Source organism: Paenibacillus sp. Paensp38 (assembly GCF_059491915.1).
In genome coordinates this window covers 1007632-1028710 of sequence record NZ_CP168516.1, presented here as the reverse complement: position 1 = coordinate 1028710, position 21079 = coordinate 1007632, and the positions used below count along the sequence as shown (strand labels likewise).

The window sequence follows — 21079 nt, the reverse complement described above, 5'->3', positions numbered from 1 at the left end:
GGGTATAGTAATGTTAAAAAAAATGTTGTCAGTCCATATCGGATATATGACTATTCATCACTTGCAGCATATCAGCTAGTTGGTGCCGCTGGGTCTCGTCGAAGCTCTGTAGCATCTGAGCTACAAATTGCGAGCGCTCCTGCTTAAAGATGACAATGCGTGCACGCCCATAATCGGTCAGGCTTACCAAGGTAACCCTGTTGTCCTCTGGCTTCGTGCGTCGTGTGACCATTTCTGTTGATTCCAGTTGTTTCAAATGGCGCGTTACGGCTGCAGCATCAATGCCAACCTCTTTTTGCAGCAGAGTTTGACTAATCTCCTGTACTTGATACAACTTGCACAATAGCTGCAATCTGGATGCGCTGACTCCTGCACAACGCTCAAACTTGGAGCTAATCTGCTTGTTCAGCAACAATAGCATGTCAAAAATATACTCAGGCTCGGATGGTGTCTGGGTGATATCAATCTCTCCTCCCTTAAGCATATCGCTAGGCTTCGTGATCCGACCATTGATCTATCAATTATTGATCTATCAATTATTGATCTATCAAGTAATATACATCCTCATTAAAAATAAATCAAGTCCCTGAGAAAAATAAAGTGCTCTTTGCAAATAAAAGCTGAGCGACTCGCACAAGAGCCGCTCAGCTTCAATTCAACTTTATTATGTTCCGTTGTGCTAAATAATTCCGTGTGACAGCATTGCGTCAGCCACACGCACAAATCCTGCGATATTGGCTCCGACAACCAAATTGCCCGGCACGCCGTATTCCTCAGCCGCCTTCACGCTGTTAGCATAGATATTTTTCATAATATCATGCAGCTTGGCATCTACTTCCTCAAAGGTCCAAGATAGACGCATGCTGTTTTGTGACATTTCGAGCGCCGACACGGCTACTCCACCTGCATTGGCAGCTTTGGCTGGCCCAAACAGAACTCCATTGTCCAAAAACACTTCAATGGCCTGTAACGAAGATGGCATATTGGCACCTTCGCCTATAGCTTTTACGCCATTGCTTACCAGCAATTGGGCTGCTTGCTCGTCAATTTCATTCTGAGTGGCGCATGGCAGTGCGATGTCGCATGGGATCGACCAGATCCCCGAACAGCCCTCTGTATAGATTGCGCCTGGACGTTCTTGCGTATACTCGCTAATCCGCAGACGGTTCACTTCTTTCAGCTGCTTCACCAGCTTCAGATCGATACCGTCTGGATCATAGATGTAGCCATTCGAGTCACTACATGCCACGACTGTAGCACCGAGCTGCTGTGCTTTTTCAATCGCATAAATGGATACATTCCCCGATCCCGACACGACGACGCGCTTTCCTTCAAAGGACGATCCCTGAGCCTGCAGCATCTCGTTTACAAAATACACACAACCGTAGCCGGTCGCTTCCGTACGTGTGAGACTGCCTCCGTAATGAATTCCTTTGCCCGTTAGGACGCCGCCTTCATGTCCTCCGCGAATCCGCTTGTACTGCCCGAACATATAGCCAATCTCACGTCCGCCTACACCAATATCCCCTGCCGGAACGTCGGCATCCGGACCAATATATTTATACAATTCCGTCATGAAGCTTTGTGTAAAACGCATCACTTCGTTATCTGATTTCCCTTTGGGATCAAAATCTGAGCCGCCTTTACCACCACCAATGGGAAGACCCGTCAATGCATTTTTGAAAATCTGCTCAAAACCCAAAAACTTGACGATTCCCAGATAGACAGACGGATGGAAGCGAAGTCCACCTTTATAAGGCCCTATCGCACTGTTAAACTGCACACGGAAGCCACGGTTGACCTGTACAACCCCCGCATCATCCACCCAAGGTACACGGAAGGTAATGACTCGCTCCGGCTCCACTAGCCGTTCCAGAAGCCCCTGCTGCATATACTTAGGATGCTTAGCCAATACCGGAATTAGTGAATCCAATATTTCCTTGACGGCCTGATGGAATTCATTCTCATGAGGATTGCGCGCGATAACCTTCTCAAAAACGGACTGCACATATTCGGCTGCTGCTTGTTGACTCTGCTCTGGACGGATCATGGTCATTACTTAATACACCCCTTTTATAATTAGCCCCTCTGTTAAATGACGGAACGACTTGATTCTGCACCTTCGAGAGTGGAACCTTATGTATTCATAAAATTTAGTTAACTATACATGATTTTTTATAATAATACAGCAAATTCGCCTATAAAAGATTTTTGTATCCTTCATTAAATAACTCTATGAACCTCTCATTGCCTGTTAGTTTCCTGAAGCTAAATCCCTTGATTTACGGGCTTTTTCCACGATTTCTAAGGCCCCAACACCTTACTCTATATGGCATTATAATGTGAACAAATTCAAACTAATACATACATCATATCTGGAAAATATGGATATAAAAAAGGAGGCTGCGCACAGGGCGTAGCCTCTTTTCCCATTCTGTTACACATAAAAGGCTTCAAGCTGACGCACAATTTCTGCTTCGTCATGCTCTACCACCTGCTGATGCTGCGATTTCGAGAACAATTGTTCAATTTGTGCCGGGAACTCCTGCTTGATATCTACCAGACGAATGGCCTCATCAAATTTGGCTGGATGCGCTGTCGCAAAGGTCACACATACTTCGTCCGCGCTATTATACGCCTCATACGCGGCAATACCGCAAGCTGTATGCGGATCCAGCAAATAATCGTACTCGGCTTTGTATTTTTTGATCAGCTCCAGACACTGCTCATTCGAAGCACCCAGCGCTTCAAAATCCTGCTGGACACGCTTCAAATCCTCTGCACCGATCACAATCCGTCCCTCGGTTTTGAGCTTATCCATGTATTCAGATACCTTGGCCGCATCCTCCCCGAGGAAGTAGTACAGGTATCTTTCGAAATTGCTTGCCACCTGAATGTCCATGGAAGGACTGTATGTGCTTTTGAAATCGCCCGGTTGGTATTCGCCAGTCTTCACGAAGCGCTCCAAAATATTATTTTCGTTCGTGGCAATGATCAGCTTATGGATGGGCAGACCCATTTTCTTCGCAAGAAAGCCGGAAAAGATATTGCCAAAGTTGCCGGATGGCACGCTGACATTGATCTTCTTCGTACCCGCAGACTCCTGTGCCCGGAAATAAGCATAGAAGTAATATACGGTTTGCGCCAAAATGCGCACAAAGTTAATTGAGTTAATCGCCCGCAAATGATGTTTGGCTTTGAAATCCAGATCGGCAAACAGGTCCTTAATGACCTTTTGACAATCATCAAAGTTCCCTTTTACGGACAGATTCAGTACATTCTCATCGTCTACCGTCGTCATTTGCAGCTCTTGTACCTTGCTCACCTTTTGGTGTGGGTGCAAAATACAGATTTTAATTCCTTCCTTGCCGCGCACGCCCTGAATCGCTGCTGCCCCGGTATCGCCCGAGGTTGCACCCAAAATGTGAATGATTTCATTCTGCTTTTTGGACACGTAGGAATAAAATTCCCCCATGAATTGTAGCGCCACATCCTTGAACGCGAACGTAGGCCCGTGGAACAGCTCCAAAATAGATAGGGAATCGTTGATCTTCTTCACTGGCGTAACTTCTGGATGGCGGAAGCTTGCATAACTGCGCTCTACCAGCTGCTCCAAATCTTCACGAGGAATCTCATCATTGATATACAGCGCAAAAACTTCCAGCAGCAGCTCTCTGTAGCTCAATGTCGCCCATTGCTCCAAAGTAGCTGCCGACACGGTCGGAATCTGCTCCGGTACCATTAGACCTCCATCGTCAGCTAACCCCATGAGCACAGTATCAATAAATCCCTTGGCTTCTACTCGACCTCTAGTGCTTATATATCTCATATACATCCCCCAATAAAAATTCAATTCGAACCTTTTTTCGAATATATTATTGTCTATAATACCCTGTCGCGGTGCTGTAACCAAGCCTTTTTTTCATATTTTAAAGACTTTCTCCTACTTTACCATACCCCGATGCATCAGGCATCTATCATTGCTAGACAATCAGAACGTCAGGAACAGGTCGTAAGTCTGAAAAAAAGCAGGCTGCTTCAGCCATTAGGAGCCTGAAATCGAGAGTGCAGCCAGCTTGAGCGAAGGAGATGTGCAGCTTCCTGTAAAACGCAAATCGTTGCCCACTTCCTCTACCTGCTGTAGTACGTCAAAGAAGTTGCCCGATACGGTAATTTGATTAACCGCTCTGACCACTTGCCCCTGCTCAATCCAGTAGCCCAGACAAGCCAGCGAAAAATTACCGGACGCCGTATTCGTACCTGCATGCAGCCCTTGCAGCTCAACGATCATCAGCCCGCGATCCATCTTGCGAATCATGTCTTCCAACGAAGACGCGCCTGGAGCCACGTACAGATTATGATACGACACCCCGATTTTACCGTTATAGCTGCCTTTGGAAGCATGAGAGGTACTCTCCACCCCAGCCTTACGGGCCGTCTTGCGGTTATGGAAATACGTCCGCAGTTCTCCATCCTTGATGATCTCGTTGCGGCGGGTCGCACTGCCTTCCGCGTCAAACGTGCTGCCTGCCGGAACATTCTCCATTAGCGGATCATCAATCAGTGTGATATGTTCGCTTGCCACCTTTTGTCCCAGTTTCCCAGCCAAGCGTGAAAAGCCTTTATCCACCGACTCCGCAGAAAATACCGACGTATACGCAGCCAGCAATTGCGCTGCTGCATCATGACGGAAAATGACTGGATAGTTATCCGATTGGATCGTGTGCGCACCCAGCTTGGAAACCGCCTCTTTTACGGCTTTATGCGCCACATCCGCAGTATCGATTTCCTCCACGCTCCGCAGGGAATAATCATGCCAGCCCCCGGTAACGGTCTCGTCGTTGTCTGCTGCAATCACATACACATAAGCGGTCGCCAGACTTTTACGACGATGGCAGTGCAGTCCTTTGGTATTCACAATCAGGACCTCATTCTCACGAATGCTGACCGAGCAATGTCGAGCCATCACGATCCGTGGATCTGCGGCAAGCGCTGTACGTTCCATTTCCAGCGCCGCTTCGATCAGAATCTCAGGAGCCGTGTCGGCAAGCGTTGAGGCATAGGCAGGCTGCTCAGGGTAGCTCTCAGAGCCTGCAAACAGCTCATCCTGCTCCTCGCTCTCCAATATGTCCGCGTTGCTAAGTGCTTCTTCCAATAAGAAGTCGATCACATCCGGTTCCAGCTTCTCCGTAGAGGCATAGCCCATTTTGCCGTTAATGACACCACGGAAGGAAAGTCCGCCATTTTCAACGATGGTATATTGGTCAATTTCTCCCTTCAGTACCTTCACCGAGGTAGAACTTCCATTTACATAGTAGATTTCCATATCCGCGTAGCCCATTTCCCGACCTTTCGCGAACAACGCTTCCTGAAATTGCTGAATATTCATCGCTATTCCCCCTTTCGTCCGCCGACGGTCATTTCGGATACTCGAATCGTCGGTTGTCCGCAGTTCACCGGAAGACTTCCACTAACCGAGCCGCACATCCCCTGACCATGATCCAGATTGTTGCCGACCATATCAATATTTTGCAGGGTTTCAATCCCTTTGCCGATCAACGTTGCGCCTTTGACCGGCTCGGCAATTTTACCGTTGCGAATCATGTACGCCTCTTCAACCGCAAAATTAAACTCGCTCGTCGAGGTATTCACCGAACCACCGCCCAGCGATTTGGCATAGATCCCGTACTCCGTATTGGCAATGATCTCTTCACGGGTAGACTCGCCATTCGCAATGAACGTATTGTTCATACGGGATGCAGGCGCGAATTTATAGGACTGTCTTCGTCCCGATCCTGTCGCAGGTACACCCATCTGGCGCGAGCCCATGCGGTCGATCAGATATCCTTTTAAAATACCGTTCTCGATCAGTACGTTGCGCTGTGTTGGCGCCCCTTCGTCATCGATATTGAGCGAACCCCATGCATTCGGAATCGTTCCATCATCTATAGCTGTAACGAGCGGTGAAGCCACCTGCTGCCCGATTTTATTGGCAAACACGGAAGTTCCATGCGCCACCGCCGTAGATTCCAGCCCATGCCCACACGCCTCGTGGAAAAGAACGCCGCCGAAGCCATTCTCAATCACGACAGGCAGTCTGCCACTAGGCGCATATCCCGCTTTGACCATTGTGGACGCAATCCGAGCGGCGTGTCTCGCATTTCCTTCGATATTCAGGTTCTCCAGAAATTCAGTCCCAGCATACGCTCCCGGCCCACGGAACCCGGATTGTCTATGCTCCCCATGAGTCGCAATCGCGCTTATTCTCATGCGGGTATACGTACGGGTATCCTCCACCAGCAGCCCGTTACTATTGGCGATTAAGACGTTCTGGATCGAGTTGCTAATCCCAACAGAGGTTTGCGTGATGGAAGGATCATATTGGCTTGCCGCCTCATGCGCCCGCCTCATCATGTCAATCTTGGCGCGTTTCTGTGAACCGTCAGGGATGATCGCAATCGGATGTTGGTTAGGGATCGCATGGGGATGAAGGGTAATGGTGTGTGTACCTGGCGCTCCACCGCCACGAATGGCCTTGGCAGCCGATTTGGCCAGTCGGATCAGACTCTGTTCGCTCATATCGCTGGTGTAGGCATACACCGAAAAATGTTCCTTCATGATCCGAATACCAATCCCAAAATCCCGGCCCGACAGCGCCGTATCTACGATGCCCCCGGTCATGCCCAGTTGTCCATTCGTACGATCCTCGACGAACACCTCTGCAAAATCCCCGCCCGTCTCCAGCGCGGCTTGCAGCATATCCTGAACCTGTGTTGGATGTATCATCACGTTCCTCCTCGTTTTGCCATGTTTCATATTGTACGTCTAAGCGATCAAGATCATATGCGGGTTCATGTTTATTTCCCATAACTTTACTATACATGATCTTGGGAGTGGGTGTAACTATCTGGGCGTAGGGTGATTGCGGGGAGAGTGAAGATTTATGCGCGGGAATGGAGGGATTGAAATGAGAAAACCCGACCAGACCATGAAGGGTCATGTCGGGTTTTTGAGCGTTTTGATTACTGGGTGGATTGAGCAAGTAAGTGCATATGAGGCCGCTACGTAGACGGATCATTCTTCCGATCACTGTTGTCCCCAGATTTTTTAATTATATTTTAGCGGTTAAAATCCGGGTTCAAAGGCGAACGCTCCGCTTCTTATAGAACGATTCCGTCCCCTCCGCTGCTATGCTTGGGTTTTCTTCATTTTGTTCGCTAAAATACTTTTTTTCAAACGAACCTTAAACAGTTCTCTTCGTAAATCCAGTTCCATGATATGAAGATGGTCTGCTGCTTCTTTGACGGTTTCCATGTGCAGTACACTTGCCTTTTGAGAAATAATAGTTAGCGCATCCCAAATGAGCTTTGTGCATGTTTTAAGTCTTTCTATGTGCTCGTCTTCTTGCTGTACCAAGCTCTCGTATTCTTTAGTCGTATTTTCAGATGAGTTTGTATGTTCCACGTTCTTTAGTATCTTAGGTCGGGTATCCAAATTATCATCTCCTTTTAATTTAAAGTGTAGCAAAGGATGATAACCGATGTGGTACGTGGATACGTAATATTGGAAGAATTAAATGCTATTCTAGCTTCACGCGAAGATTTTGTTTCTAGATTCATTTTGATCAGGAACAGACATTGTACCGCATTCGTGATAACTTCTTTACAACAATCGACTATTTCTAATATATCTTTAATAATATCTTCTTGATCTCTATGTTCACTGATAATTAAGCACATTTGCTGAAGTTTAGTATTTAACGACCAGGCCATATTTTAGTTGCATGAAAAGTGCAAAACCATCTTTCTTCATTGCACGAAGCAAGCTAATCAACTCGTTATTATCTGTAGCTTCTTGCCCAATATTGATTATTTCTTCTTCTATAATTGCCATGTACAAATCACCTCGTCTTCTGGAGAAAAATGACGATCCACAATAAGTCTATCATCTTTTTAGAGTATTAGTCATCAAAGTTCGCATAGTTCATAAAACTAAAAAGGACGGTTTTCTGCCGCCCTTTTTAATAATCATTTTACTGTTAAAGTAATTAAGCATTTTCAGCTTTATAAACATATATCTTTTCATTCAATAAAACAGTCGTTTCTATAAAACGATATACAGTAGATTCTGATGGATTAGGAGTGTCACCTAGAATAAAGTGCAGGTTATTGGTGGGATGATAAATAAACCACTTTTTAAGTGTTCCTTGTTCTTGTATAAATAGAGCTCTACCATATAAATTATATCTATTAGCATTCATTGTGCTAAACATAAGTTTTATTCCACCGACTAAAAATGCTGACAATAAAATAGATAACATAAGTGCGCCTAGCAACAAAGTTTGCTGCTCAGTTTTGTTTAAATCTACTACTAATAAAGCTGCTGCATGAGAACCCATATAGTAAGGAAAAACTGAAATATAGGAAAAAATAACTAGGAGATAGAATATTGCAGTTAGTATTTTTGTAAGTGGTTTTGTGCTGAATACTATTGATCTAACAAAAACTTTAACTTTTTCAAACAAATTGATTAAAATGACTAGAATAACTCCTACCATAGTAATTGCTAACAAGAGGATACTAAAAGCTATATAATACTTTTGATTCAAATTAAAAGAATACACTAATGTTGCGAAGAATAGTATTGAAACATAAAGTGTTTGTAAACAAAAATTTGTTATTGTTACGATAAATCTTTTTTCTTTGCTTAAAAGTATTTTTTCTGTAAATGTTGATGTTAACAAGGTTATCGGCTTTAATTTAGAAATAAACCCAAACAAAGCGATAAGTAGTCCTACAATTCCTCCAGTATAGCCAAAAGCACTTAAAGATTTAGAAATTTGATCAAGCATTTAAAATTGCTCCTCATTTAGATAATCTGTTCATCATTCATGTTGGACTATTGGAAAATATTACGGAGCTCTGTGAAGTATCTTTTAAATCATAAATGTATAATTACATGGAAAGCATCTTGTTATTTGAGGGGCTAAGTACTATGAGATAAGATCAATCATTTTTATTATCGTTTGTAGGAGCTATTTCTTGTTGAACTGACGCTACCTCGTACATTGCAGTATCCCTATCTTCTTTTACAACATTTGAATTAAAAAATATACTTTCAACAATTGTTCTCCAACCATCAGTAATGCCCTCCCAGTCCTGTCCCCATGATTTTTGTATATGCTCATGAGCCTTGAAAGGTTTGTTACTTGATGGAGCAGGATAGCCTAATATGTCTTCGATGCAATTTATTAGAGGAAATATCTGAGTTGTATCCCCAACAGCTTCTTGGATTGGAACGTTAAATTTCTCGGCATGTTCTTTCCCAGTATCCAAGTCATGAACGACATATGGTCGAAATCCCATAGCCTTTAAATACTTGACAAGAGAAATAATTGTTGCTTTGCCCCTTGCCTTAACTATTTCCCAACTATAAGCCACATCTTTCCTTTGTTCTTCGTTCATCCGGTTAATTGTTTCTTTAAAGACTAAGTCTTCAGTGTCCCCCTCAATTATGAGAATATTCCGGGCAAAAAAGATTTTCGCAATGGAGTCATCAATTTTAAGTAACAATTTAACATAATTTTGATCATTTTCTTGTAAATTTCTGAATGCTTTAGTGACATTGAAGGGGTTAGCTGTGATTGATTCCACTTCTATTTTATTTTCTCTGTCTTTATAATCAACTTGTTTTACATTAAACTGCAAACTATTCAAAATCTGAGAGGATTTCTTGGATAAATCAATCATGTACGGCGAGTGAGTAGTACATACAATTTGGTTCAAAGGTTCTTGGGCCAATTGATAAATGGTTTCTCTCATCTGAAATGCTGCTTTAGGATGTAGATAAATTTCAGGTTCCTCAAAAGCAATAAAAAGGGGACGCACAGAGGAGTTTTCTTTTCTACTCCGCTCATTCTCTCGCATGCTGCGATATCTAAGCATGGCAAACACAGCAGATCGAATAACTCCCGTACCTTGTTGTTCTACTTTGGTTGATATATTACTTTCTAATTTAATATCAAATTTAGGTTTTAGGATTTCTTTAGCATCGGACAAATTTGCTCTTGCATCAAATAAGGTATTTGGAAATACTTCTCCCACTACCTTATTCAGACCTTTTAACATTATTGAAAAATCACTAGTTTCATCTTCTGGGTCTAGTTCGGCAGCTAATAACGTTAAATATTCTTGAGCTTTTTTAAAGTTCTCAGAGGAATCCCTAACATCATCAAATAAGCTAGTTAGAGTTTTAATGAGGGCTCCGTTAGTTCCAGAAAGTTCGTCCACTTTATCTTGAGCTGGAATTAACAAAAATTTAGGCAATCGTGAAAGAACGTTAGCAGCTATCCCACCAGGATTTAAGAACCAATCTTCCTCGGACTCATTCACATCAAAAATTTCAGAAACATTATTATCTTTTAGAAAATTAATTTCTTTTAGTCCAATTTTCTTTGTTAACTTTTCATCAGGAAATAGTTCATTCACAATTGATTGATCCAGACCTACTTCGATAAAATCAGCCAGTGTTTTACAAGAAATATATTCTGCCTTAAGTTCTCTTTTATATTCTTTCATTTCACCTGCAAAATCTTTATCAGGGAAAAATGTCTTCCTATAAACACAACTCAACCCTGTTTCATTTGAACCAGGTTCTATATCATATGGTATAAGCCGACCTTTAAAACCTCTCCAATCATTTGCTTCTTCTGGAAGATTCCTAAACTCAGCCGTTAGAACTACTTTTTCTACAATTACACATTCTAAACTATCTTCTTTATCAAATGTACGAGAGAAATCATCAATTGATATCTTGGATTTACCACTTAGAAAATATTCCAATGCTTTTAATACGGAACTCTTTCCTACATTGTTCTCTCCAATTAGAAATGTAGCATCAGAGAACATTATTTGAGTGTTTAGATGCCTCCTGAATCCCTCGATTTTAAAAGAATGCAAATTCATACTTTAGACCTCCTCGAATCATTACTTTAGTCCTAATCTTGAAATTCGATGTGATCCAAAATATTCCTGCACAACTTGAGAAAATAATATAATTTTTTCAAAAATTCCTCGATTTTTTCCTCCAGCATTTTACTACCATCGACTTCTCGTGTGCCCTCTGTATGTAAATAAAATATGTTCCCGCACTCAACCCTAAAGCGATTTCTTGAATGCAGGAACATATTTAAATTACCCCCAATCCCTCGTGCATTACTGCTTCTCATCTCGATATATTACTACCACGCACTCCACATGTGTCGAGACAACAAAAGGGATATATTTCTTTTTATTATATATATTTCCTATACTATCTCTTTGAAATTTTATACTACATGTAAGGTTCCAATTGTACTATAAATCCAATTATTCATCCATAAAGTACTATAAAGATGGATACAACAGACTAGAAATTATTGTTAGGATTTGACTGAACGCTGCTACACATTTACAGGAATTGTAGAACTTTGAATTAGGAGGTATGCTACTATTATTATATATATGAGCTCCACTTTTTAACAATGACACGCTTAATTTGAGGTGAAAGCATGAAAATCTGGCTTCTCGACGTTTATTCTAAGACCAATGCACAGTTAAGTCCGTCATTTGACGCGTTTTCTTCAAGTTTGGTTCGACGCTACGATGGGCAAGGATTTGAAGCTATCCCTGCCCCTCAAGAATTTCAAATGATTCTAATTGATTTTATGAATGCTTCTGATAACCAAAATGTAGAAAGAATTGATCAGCTTCAGAACTTAGAAAAAGAAATGGGAACTCCGCAACGGAAAAGTATAGTATATTTTAACTCCGATGCAGTAATTTATGAATGTAGCTATGCAATAAGAGAACTCTCGCCAAAAATCCAAGAGGCCCTAAAAGCGGGTATTCCTGTCGTGGTGATTGCAGGAGAATTGCAACACGATATGAGTTCTGAGGAAAAAAAACATAATTACACATGGCTTTTAAATGTTCACCAATTCCTTACTATTACTGATATTGCCCCAAAGACAGGTCCAATTTCCATTTCTTATTCCAACTCTGATCGTGCTGTTAAGGATTTATATGAGAAATTCAAAAAAGATCTTGCATGGGAAGTAGCCTTTACTACTCCTCAACAAGAAAATAAGCCCTTCTTTACTAGAAGGAAAAGGAATCCCAAGCACTTCCAGTCGTTATTTACTAATGTTAAGAACCAAGCTGTTTCCTTCGTTTTACAGGAAGGTAATAGTGAATTGATTGTGCTCCCAAACATCAAGAATACGGAAAAAAGAGGCCATTACATTGCATATATTCTAAATGAATTTTTGCCTCAGTTCCGACCAGGCTGGTTCCCTGACCGTTGGGCTGGAGCATATACTCCAAATATCTTAAGCAAAAAAAAACTGCTTTTAAAAGTTGAAAAGGAACGACTGTTACAGGAATTTAAATACAAGGAAGATCAACTTCAAAATCAAGAGAGTATTATGATGACATTTATCGATTTATTAACTCAATCAGATGAACGATTAGTTGTTGCTGTTCAACGAGCCTTCAAGGAAATTTTTGGAGCTCAAATTACTGACTTAGACCTCAAGCGCGATCTTCAAAATAAGCCACGACTCTTTGATCTGATTGCAATCATTAATAGTAAACGAATTGCTATAGAAGTTAAAGGTGGCAGCCGTTCGCTGAATAAAGTCATGTTAAATAAAGTACAAGACAATCTTAAGACTTTTCGTGATGAATTTCCAGCCAGGGAGATATATGCAACCTTACTTATCTTGAATGACCAATATTCGAAGGCACCAGATAAGCGTGAACCAATTGCTCCACAAATGATTAAAGATGCTAAACAACGAAAAATTACTGTGTTATCTACTCCGATACTCATGGAGATCATGACAATGTACTTATCAGGTGACTTATTAAAGACTGACCTTTTAGCTATATTGTCCAAGCCAGGGCTAGTCCAAGCTTCATTGAAATAATGGAAATATGCCTTATAGTTCGTCTGTATCCATAGTAGCCTTCTAGCAATTATTCAAAATAGATTTTAATTGAGCAATATAATTGGTACTTAAACAATGTCACTACCTTGGTCTGCATTTCAAAATGAAATGTAGACCTAAAATCAACCTTCTTTTATACTTAAATAATAACAATGAATTATCTATTGGAAATTTCAAAAAAAACTCAATTTTACCTTTATAAAGTCAATGTTTAGAAATGTGACACATTAAGAATATATTATAAAAATACTTTTTCCTTTCATTTATGTCTAGTACAATAATTTAAAACCAATATTCTAGTGATACCTATAAATACTAAACTTCGTTCCTTTTTAATAATTTTTTTGTTACTTTTACATATTAGGAGATCCGAGAAAATGAATAAACATTTTACTGATAAATTAATTAGCATATCGAAAAGTATCGAGAAATGTGAACTAGACACTGTGTACCTTGATTTATTCTCACTCAATCTCATAGAAACTCATGTACAATATAGTAAAGCAGGAGATTTTATTTTATTTGCTAAGAATCATAAAAATATTCCATTAGAAAAACATAATGCCCTAATTTACGAATTACTTGAGTATAATGCAATGCTAAACCTAGATATACTTTCTAAAGATATAAAAATTTTTTTCAATTTGCTAATCAATCAAATAACAGATAAGCTATTACTAATAATTGAAACATTTGATAAAGAAGACATGCTTATAAACCTATATGTATTAAGTTCCTATATAATTCAATTTCATCAACGGACAAGGTTAATTTTACGTGGAGATTTGAAATTAGTTAATATCAAAAGCATTAATCTTCTTGAATCTAGTTTACTGGAAGCAATTGAATCAAGTAATGGCATTATGGATCATGACATAGATAGTATTCAAGGCCTTGATAAAGCTATCATTCAGTATTTATTTGCTTTAATAATGAAGCCTAAATTATCAAAGAGTCACCTTTATAATTTTAATAGGGATGCTTTTCGTCAAATGTATTACCTTAGTTACTCGGCTATTACTTTAATTTCCCAAAGAGAATTGGTAATGAGCAGAGTCTTTCAAAACAAAAATATTAAAATAATAAATGGTGTGATTTCTTTTGAAGATAACAACTGGCACAAGGTTTTAAATAAGTTTAAAAAAGAAATTGTTGATGAACGTACTAAAATGCCTTTTGAAGATCTCCCCAAAATAGCAGATGAATTGAAAAATAATTTCAAAAAAAATTTAGGGTTTGATTTTGATTACCTGAATTCGCTATTAGAGTTTGAGTCTTATAGTATTGAAAAAGAAAAAAGATTAGCTCATATCTTTTCTAAGATAAATTTAGTGTCTTTAGTTCAGAATGTTACAAAATGCAAAGAAGACGAGGCCGAGTGTTTAATAGACTATTTAACATTGAGAATCTCAGATCATAGTGAATATTTAGATCCATTAGATAAATATAGATATAGACTTTTAGAAAAACCTTTATTACAACTTGAGATTTCTAGCCAATCTATATATTTACTTTCTCTGCCCTTATTAATAAACAGCGTTCAATTATTAAGTTCAAGATTGATGTATAATCTGATTCCTGAGTGTACAAAAGATAATTCAGATATTATTAAGAACAATATTAAAAATGAAACTGTTTTAACAGCGTCAAATATTTTTAAAATTCACACCAATAAAGTGTTTACTAATGCAAAAGACTTTAATTACAAAGGTAAAAAATTCAGTTTTAATTGTGAATATGATATTCTTACAGTAATTAATGATGTTCTAATTGTATCTGAATGTAAGGATATTACATATAAATTCACAACCTTTGGATTAAAAAAAGATATCGGTAAAACAATTGACTATATAAATGAAATAGCATATGAAATGATTGAAATAAAAAATAATTTAATAGTACTTGAAGATATCTTTCAAACAAAAATCAATAAGATAATTCCTTTAATTGTATTCAAAAACCATAACATTTCAATTAATACAAATTTTAATAAAAAGGGTGTTGAAATTACATCATTAAATTTATTAAATGATTGGATAAACAGAACAATATAATAAGAATTGAAAAAGAGGAATGCAACAACTTATTTACATTTAAAAATTCTATTCCAAATTGGATTATCAAAAGGAAATGTTTTTTCATAGCTTAAAACAAGAGAAAAGGACAAATAGTCAATCCCTACACCAAAACAATAACTTGCCATCTCTCCCCATCAGAGTTAACATACACACACTCAAACAACGGGAGGGAAATGTGCTATGTCAAATTCGCCAGATTGGTTTCTCGAAGCGTTACGCCAACGGTTTTATGAATTAGAACTAGCCAGTGAACAACAGGCTTCAAATTTATCAGAAGATGAGCATCTATTCACTCAAATGGATCAATTCAAAACCAACCAAACTGAGGATATCCAACATCTACTATCTGAATGGGAAGAAGCCATAGGCTATCAGCTAAGTCAAGACAAACAATCCATCTATATGGAAGGAGTAAAAGACGGGATTCGATTGATTCTTCCCGTCATACACTCCACAAATATTCGTTAGCCCATTGATTGTCTCAGACTATGGTTTCTCTAGCCGATAAATTCATTTAACAATGTTTTATTAATCTTCTATGATTTCATCTATGCTCATTCCACTTTTCAAGGTAAAAACAAAATGCGCTGGTGAGAGAATCGTGATCTTCTCCACCAACGCATTAAATAGGTTATCATCAAATTGTTCCAGTATATCTTGCCGTGAGCTTAGATTTGAATAATCTCATCGACTCGTTCCTTGATTTTTGCTTTCTGATCCTCTTCCTCCTCTAGTATCAGCATCTGTTGCCGTAGCTCGTTGAGCTCACTGGAAAGTCTGTTCGTTTCTTCATCATATACAATTTCATCAATCTGATTCCGTAGCTTGAGATTCACTAATTCCTTCAAGTCGGATTTCAATTGTTGCATCTGTCCTTCGATGTTCAATAGTGTTTCTTGCTCTACTCTGCTGGAAAGTACCGATTCAACATTGGCTTTTAGCGTTTTATTGAATCCTTTCTTATCCTTATACATCCGGTTGAACAATCGTACAAACGCGGAATGTAAAACTTGTTCATCGACTGATTTGGCATCACATGCTGCTTTCCCTTCATTTACATACGTTTTGCATTGCCATACTACTTTTTTGGATAGATTATTGCTGTTCCAGGTTCGGCGTTTAAAAATGGCTCCACAGCATCCACAATATACTTTACTGCTTAGTGCATATTTACTGGAGTATCTTTTACTCTCCCCCATCACACTCCCTTTCAGCTTGGCCCTCCGTTCCTTTTCCTTTTGCACCGCTTCAAATAGTTCCTTGGATACAATCGGCTCATGGTTGTTCTCAATTAAATATTGCTGTTCTTGTCCTTTATTCCTTATTCGTTTGTGGGTTAGAAAATCTACCGTTACCGTCTTTTGCTGAAGCAAAGCTCCGTAATATTTCTCATTGGTCAGAATTAAGGTAATGGAGGAATCCCACCACGTATCGCCACCCGTGACTGTTTTAATCTTATCTCGCATCAATCCTCTGGCAATCGCCTGATAGCTTTTGCCATCCAAATACTCCTCGTATATGCGCCGTACAATCTCGGCTTCCTTCTCATTAATGACCAGTTCACCATGTTCATCCTTATCATAGCCGAGGAAGCGGTTCGTGTTACAGAAAACTTTGCCGTTTTGGAAGCCACGTAGTATTCCCCACCGGCTGTTTTCCGAAATATTTCGACTCTCATCTTGGGCAAGGGAACTGAGGATAGTCAGTAATACTTCACCTGTGGTATCCAGTGTATTAATATTCTCCCGTTCAAAGAATACAGCCACTCCAAGACTTTTAAGTTCCCGTACATATTTCAATAAATCCAGTGTATTCCTAGCAAATCTCGAAATCGACTTGACCAGTATAAGATCCAGTTTACCGTTTCGGGCATCCTTTATCATGCGATTAAAGTGCGTTCTATTTTTAGTGCTGGTTCCGGTGATGCCTTCATCTGCGAAAATATCCGCCATTTCCCATTCCAAGTTGTTTTGAATGTATTGGGTATAATAATTGACCTGATTCGTATAACTCTCCTTTTGCTCCTCGGAATCTGTACTGACCCGACAATAGGCAGCGACTTTCTTCTTTTGAATAGATTGAATTCCTTCTACGATGTCCATCGTTTTAATGGGAACGACAACGACTTTTTTTGCGGTTGTGGCTTGTGCCATAGGTGTTTCTCCCTTCGATATCTTCTTATACGGTCACATGTTATAATGCGTGCGGTACATCATCAAGTCCATTTCTGTCCAATGTTACAGCTACTTGAAAGACTTTTTATTCAGCTCATCAATCGCTATGAACTCTTCTTCTGTAATGACATTTTGTAATCTCAATTGCTTCAATAGGCTTAGACTCAGTAGATAATCAATAGATTTTCGTTGCATATGTATGTGCTCCTTTGAAATAAAAATGGCTCACCACGAAGGCAAGCCGATAGATACAAAGCTTAGAATAAATTCTTAAGACTAATGTTCTTTTCTGTGGTAATGCTAGGATCGCTTACTAAAGTGGCAGTCAGTACAAGGGCTTTATTGTCCGCTCCACTACTGCTTCCAGCTTTCACCGTCACACAATTTCCTGCACTCGCTGTTATGCTTCCCATGATCGGAGTTGAACCATCTTGATTCCGTAGGCTCCATTCTACCGACTGGTTGAACACTTCAGTACCATGGTCATAAATATGACTAACGTATGAGGCGCTTTGGCCTGTTTTTAGAACTGAATTGCCGATAATGGCTATCGAATAGATATGTGTCCCCGTTTTAACGACTCTCAATTCAATGGTACTTCGTACTGTGAGGTGATACGTTAATTTCGCAGTGATGCTTGCTTGTCCCAAAGCGATGCCCATAACCTGACCTTGCTGATCTACGCTAATTACACTTGGATCACTTGATATATAGGTAATCGTCGGATTGGCTATCTCATTTCCATTATCCGTAGCAGTCACATTCAACTGTATTGTTTCGTTTAGAGGTACATGAGCTATCGTTCCCTGGTGTATATGTAATGCGTATGTATGAGCAATTTCGTACTTCCATCGGTCTACAATGTTATTTTCCACATCATCATAAGCTGTATTTATGCTATCTAATGTGCAGCTTAACAGGATGATGCCATTCATCGTGCGATCAATTCCAGTCACTTTAAATGGCTGATGAGTCATATAAAATCGTTGGCTTAATGTAATACCCCTCGTATCTGCATTGTCCTGTAAACTAACCATAATATTTCCCTCTGGCATGGAGATAACTTTACCTGTTTCCGTTGAAAACGTTCTGGCTTCTACCACAGTATCAAACCATTCTACCTGCCCGTTCCAGTTCAAAGCCAGCCGTTGATTACACTTTTTCATTCTGCCTCGACAAGACTTTTCATTTCGATCCACCTGACTAGTAGTTAAATAACGTTCATCACGATAATCCACAATATCTCCTGTATGTAAAGGTGTTGCTGCCCGAATAATTTTTTCATCGGTCATTTGAATGGTATTTGTCGCATCTTGAATTAGAGCAAGCTGTCGCATACCATTAATATGCACAAGCTCTCCCTTCTCTCGCAGGAAGAAATCCAGCATGGGTCCTAAGCTTCGTGTCACTCCTTCACCTCCAATGCAAAATCCTGCTTGCAGCGATACAGATACAACTCCACATAATCGCTCCATTCCTTCATGTCCAAAATAATAAAGACAGCCTTGCCAATTCGAACATAGCCGTTTAATTGCAATAAAGATTCCAGTGGACAGAAAGCTCGATATGTTGTCTCTAGTATGTAACCATCTTCAAATGAAAAGCTTTTGCGATAAGGTTGTACATCTGCCTTCACTGACAGAACAGGTGTGAAATTGGCATTATCCAAAATTTCCAGCTTCGTATCATAGAACATTAATCTGTTCCGACCTTGATTTTAGGTAGAGGAAGAGCCAATCGAATACTTGTCGGAATGCCTGTTTCATAGTTAGCTGATCGCTCTCCCTCCTGTTTATTTATAAGTCCAACCGACTCCCTATTCTTATAAAGAAACACCGCATAATCGACCATGACATGATCATATTCCACAGGCAGTGTCGCCACATTACAATAGCCATAAATGTTACTCCTCGCTTTATTCAAATAATGGATCAGGATATCATCCTTGGATATGTCTGTTGGTTCCATGCCTAATAATCGTTTCATCAAATCCATTAGCTCACTCATGTGCTGTCTCCTGTACCTCCTTTACCTGTTCCTTCTCGGTACGCTTCATGCTCTTGGTAGCTTGAGCTTTCGTTTGGGGTACATCTTGCTCCGTCTTATCCTGTTTAGGTTCCTCTACTTGCTCATAATGTCCACTAGCCTGTAACCGCAGTATCAGCTCCTGATCTGTTACTTCCCATATGCAGTCTGTTTCCTGATTCAAAAACCACATCTTATCACCCTCCAAAAATGAAAATAAGGGCAACCAAAGCGGACACCCTAAACGTGTTTCTTCTATTATAATGTGTTTTCATATGATCCCATTCTCAATTAAGACTTATTGGCTGTGAGTACAGTAAGAGCCTCCGGCTTGATACATTTAGCTCCGAATACTTGTAACCCTTTCACTGCATCTGAAAATTGTTTCTCTGGTCTGAACGCCTCCACCGAATCCACTTGCCCGGCAAACGAAATCGCACTCTTATGACCTGCGATGATTTTATACTTAACTCCTCCTGTATTTGGCACATTGTTGGATTTATAAACAGTCATGCCATCAATATCTCCCACATAGCCTGTGCGAATAATATTTGGGTCTTTGGTAAAACGTGCATCTTTCAGCAGCAAGCCATAGTACCATGCGGGAACCACCACAAATCGTTCCGTTTCAGGTACATTATTTTCGTCCAATAGTACGCCTAGATCAATCAGTAAATCATAGGCCGTATCTTTCGTTGGAGTTATAGGTGTTGTATCATTACCGATTGTATTCTCAGCTCTAACCTCTGTATAAAATCCAGCGAGATACTGATCCACCACATTAGCAAGCCCATACGAAGCTTCTACGATCCCACCATCCAGTAGATTCACATTCGCTTGAGCAGCATCCACATCATCCACCTGAAAATTGAAATACTTGGCCTGATCGATCACCAACGTTTTTTGCGTAGCATCTAGTTCCTGTGGGTTACCGATTCCAGCAGCTTTATCATAATTGCCAATCGTTACTGCCCCAATCGAATTAATTTTTACAGTGGAGCCTTGGCCTTGAATTTCCCCTTCGTAATCGGTGTTGACGACATTACCGTACACCAAATTCTTTTTCAGGCTTTCATTTAAACGTGCGCTCCAAATGGTAGGAATAAAATTTTGTACTGACATATCTAATCACCCTGTCCTTTTCTATTGATTATTATTTGTTTTGTAATGCTTGTTTGACTTGATCCCAATGCTGATTAATTTCGTTTTGGGACATTCCTTTGATCGAATCCAATGTAAATGTGCTACCTGTTGAACCAGCCGGAGGTGTATAGCCATCTCCTTTGAGTCGTTGCTCGACTTGCTGTTGAATTGCCAGTTGTAACGATTGTTCCAACATATCTAAATTCGCTGTCGTTGCGTCTTCATCTGTACCAATAAAAAAATCCACTAAAGGGAGTGGAAGTTTCTTTTCGGATGCAATTTTAATCGCTTGGCTGGTTAACCGTTCACGCTGCTTCTCTAGCTTCATATTCTCCACTTCGGCTCGCAGCTTCTCGACTTCAATTTCTTTCTCATCCTTAGCCGGGAATCGCTTTTTAATCTCAGCGTCCACTGCACTTTCCAAATGATTGGCTTTCCACGTTTCCAACGATTTAGCGGATCGTTTGTCCACCGTGCTATCGAACCAACTTTTTGCTTCCTTGTTGGATTGGATATATCGCTCTATCCCTTCTACGCTATACGGATTTAAACCCTGAAGATACGTTTGCCATTCCTCGTTTGTTTGGTTTTCTTCAATCAACTGCTTCACTTGTTCCAATTTCACTTTCGTTAATCTCCTTTATTGCCCATCCGACTCCTCAGAACCGAAC

At 40.0% G+C, this 21079-nt stretch carries 20 protein-coding genes; 3 read left to right on the top strand and 17 right to left on the bottom strand.

The genetic code is table 11. The annotated features are described in order from the left end of the window. Positions 1 to 28: 28 nt before the first annotated feature. The 9 genes from ACEN8J_RS04560 to ACEN8J_RS04520 form a co-directional block, all read right to left on the bottom strand. Positions 29 to 421, bottom strand: a complete 393-nt coding sequence (locus ACEN8J_RS04560; protein ID WP_318627554.1) for a MarR family winged helix-turn-helix transcriptional regulator — start codon at positions 419 to 421, stop codon at positions 29 to 31. 258 nt (positions 422 to 679) lie between these two features. Continuing rightward, the gene (gene gdhA / locus ACEN8J_RS04555; RefSeq protein ID WP_025718156.1) at positions 680 to 2056 is read right to left on the bottom strand and encodes an NADP-specific glutamate dehydrogenase; all 1377 of its coding nucleotides are present in this window, start codon (positions 2054 to 2056) and stop codon (positions 680 to 682) included. Positions 2057 to 2437: 381 nt separating this feature from the next. After that, complete coding sequence (thrC, locus tag ACEN8J_RS04550; protein WP_208332658.1) at positions 2438 to 3829, bottom strand: threonine synthase; 1392 nt, start codon at positions 3827 to 3829, stop codon at positions 2438 to 2440. Positions 3830 to 4045: 216 nt separating this feature from the next. Next, complete coding sequence (locus ACEN8J_RS04545) at positions 4046 to 5389, bottom strand: TldD/PmbA family protein (protein ID WP_449292833.1); 1344 nt, start codon at positions 5387 to 5389, stop codon at positions 4046 to 4048. A 2-nt stretch (positions 5390 to 5391) separates the two neighbouring features. After that, positions 5392 to 6786, bottom strand: coding sequence for a TldD/PmbA family protein (locus tag ACEN8J_RS04540; RefSeq protein WP_318627461.1), 1395 nt, complete (start codon positions 6784 to 6786; stop codon positions 5392 to 5394). 402 nt (positions 6787 to 7188) lie between these two features. Further along, positions 7189 to 7494, bottom strand: coding sequence for a hypothetical protein (locus ACEN8J_RS04535; RefSeq protein WP_318627462.1), 306 nt, complete (start codon positions 7492 to 7494; stop codon positions 7189 to 7191). A 255-nt stretch (positions 7495 to 7749) separates the two neighbouring features. Then, positions 7750 to 7893, bottom strand: a complete 144-nt coding sequence (locus tag ACEN8J_RS04530; protein ID WP_176715681.1) for a hypothetical protein — start codon at positions 7891 to 7893, stop codon at positions 7750 to 7752. A 154-nt stretch (positions 7894 to 8047) separates the two neighbouring features. Next, positions 8048 to 8851 (bottom strand): hypothetical protein, encoded by an 804-nt coding sequence (locus ACEN8J_RS04525; RefSeq protein ID WP_069010468.1) that lies wholly within the window; start codon positions 8849 to 8851, stop codon positions 8048 to 8050. Positions 8852 to 9005: 154 nt separating this feature from the next. Continuing rightward, the gene (locus ACEN8J_RS04520; RefSeq protein WP_449292835.1) at positions 9006 to 10964 is read right to left on the bottom strand and encodes an ATP-dependent nuclease; all 1959 of its coding nucleotides are present in this window, start codon (positions 10962 to 10964) and stop codon (positions 9006 to 9008) included. A 584-nt stretch (positions 10965 to 11548) separates the two neighbouring features. Here ACEN8J_RS04520 and ACEN8J_RS04515 point away from each other — a divergent pair. The 3 genes from ACEN8J_RS04515 to ACEN8J_RS04505 all read left to right on the top strand — a co-directional run bounded on the left by ACEN8J_RS04515 (position 11549) and on the right by ACEN8J_RS04505 (position 15534). Continuing rightward, positions 11549 to 12967 carry a hypothetical protein gene (locus ACEN8J_RS04515; protein ID WP_340956394.1) on the top strand — a complete coding sequence of 473 codons (1419 nt, stop codon included), beginning with the start codon at positions 11549 to 11551 and terminating at the stop codon, positions 12965 to 12967. Between the two features lie 398 nt (positions 12968 to 13365). Next, positions 13366 to 15042: a hypothetical protein gene (locus ACEN8J_RS04510; RefSeq protein WP_340956396.1), complete on the top strand. Its 1677-nt coding sequence runs from the start codon at positions 13366 to 13368 to the stop codon at positions 15040 to 15042. Between the two features lie 204 nt (positions 15043 to 15246). Further along, complete coding sequence (locus ACEN8J_RS04505; protein WP_340956397.1) at positions 15247 to 15534, top strand: hypothetical protein; 288 nt, start codon at positions 15247 to 15249, stop codon at positions 15532 to 15534. 200 nt (positions 15535 to 15734) lie between these two features. On the opposite strand, the gene ACEN8J_RS04500 is transcribed toward ACEN8J_RS04505, so the two are convergent. The 8 genes from ACEN8J_RS04500 to ACEN8J_RS04465 form a co-directional block, all read right to left on the bottom strand. Next, the gene (locus ACEN8J_RS04500) at positions 15735 to 17219 is read right to left on the bottom strand and encodes a recombinase family protein (protein WP_495594273.1); all 1485 of its coding nucleotides are present in this window, start codon (positions 17217 to 17219) and stop codon (positions 15735 to 15737) included. Positions 17220 to 17309: 90 nt separating this feature from the next. Beyond that, positions 17310 to 17435: an SHOCT domain-containing protein gene (locus ACEN8J_RS04495; protein WP_256873800.1), complete on the bottom strand. Its 126-nt coding sequence runs from the start codon at positions 17433 to 17435 to the stop codon at positions 17310 to 17312. 62 nt (positions 17436 to 17497) lie between these two features. Continuing rightward, complete coding sequence (locus tag ACEN8J_RS04490) at positions 17498 to 18649, bottom strand: Ig-like domain-containing protein (protein WP_449292414.1); 1152 nt, start codon at positions 18647 to 18649, stop codon at positions 17498 to 17500. Next, complete coding sequence (locus tag ACEN8J_RS04485; RefSeq protein ID WP_016821845.1) at positions 18646 to 18936, bottom strand: hypothetical protein; 291 nt, start codon at positions 18934 to 18936, stop codon at positions 18646 to 18648. Before ACEN8J_RS04485 ends, ACEN8J_RS04490 begins: the two co-directional genes overlap by 4 nt. Continuing rightward, positions 18936 to 19247, bottom strand: a complete 312-nt coding sequence (locus ACEN8J_RS04480) for a phage head-tail connector protein (protein ID WP_016821846.1) — start codon at positions 19245 to 19247, stop codon at positions 18936 to 18938. Before ACEN8J_RS04480 ends, ACEN8J_RS04485 begins: the two co-directional genes overlap by 1 nt. Then, complete coding sequence (locus ACEN8J_RS04475; protein ID WP_340956407.1) at positions 19240 to 19458, bottom strand: hypothetical protein; 219 nt, start codon at positions 19456 to 19458, stop codon at positions 19240 to 19242. Before ACEN8J_RS04475 ends, ACEN8J_RS04480 begins: the two co-directional genes overlap by 8 nt. Positions 19459 to 19556: 98 nt before the next feature. Next, positions 19557 to 20387 (bottom strand): phage major capsid protein, encoded by an 831-nt coding sequence (locus ACEN8J_RS04470; RefSeq protein WP_495594272.1) that lies wholly within the window; start codon positions 20385 to 20387, stop codon positions 19557 to 19559. Between the two features lie 31 nt (positions 20388 to 20418). Continuing rightward, complete coding sequence (locus ACEN8J_RS04465; protein ID WP_340956409.1) at positions 20419 to 21033, bottom strand: DUF4355 domain-containing protein; 615 nt, start codon at positions 21031 to 21033, stop codon at positions 20419 to 20421. Between the last annotated feature and the right edge of the window lie 46 nt (positions 21034 to 21079).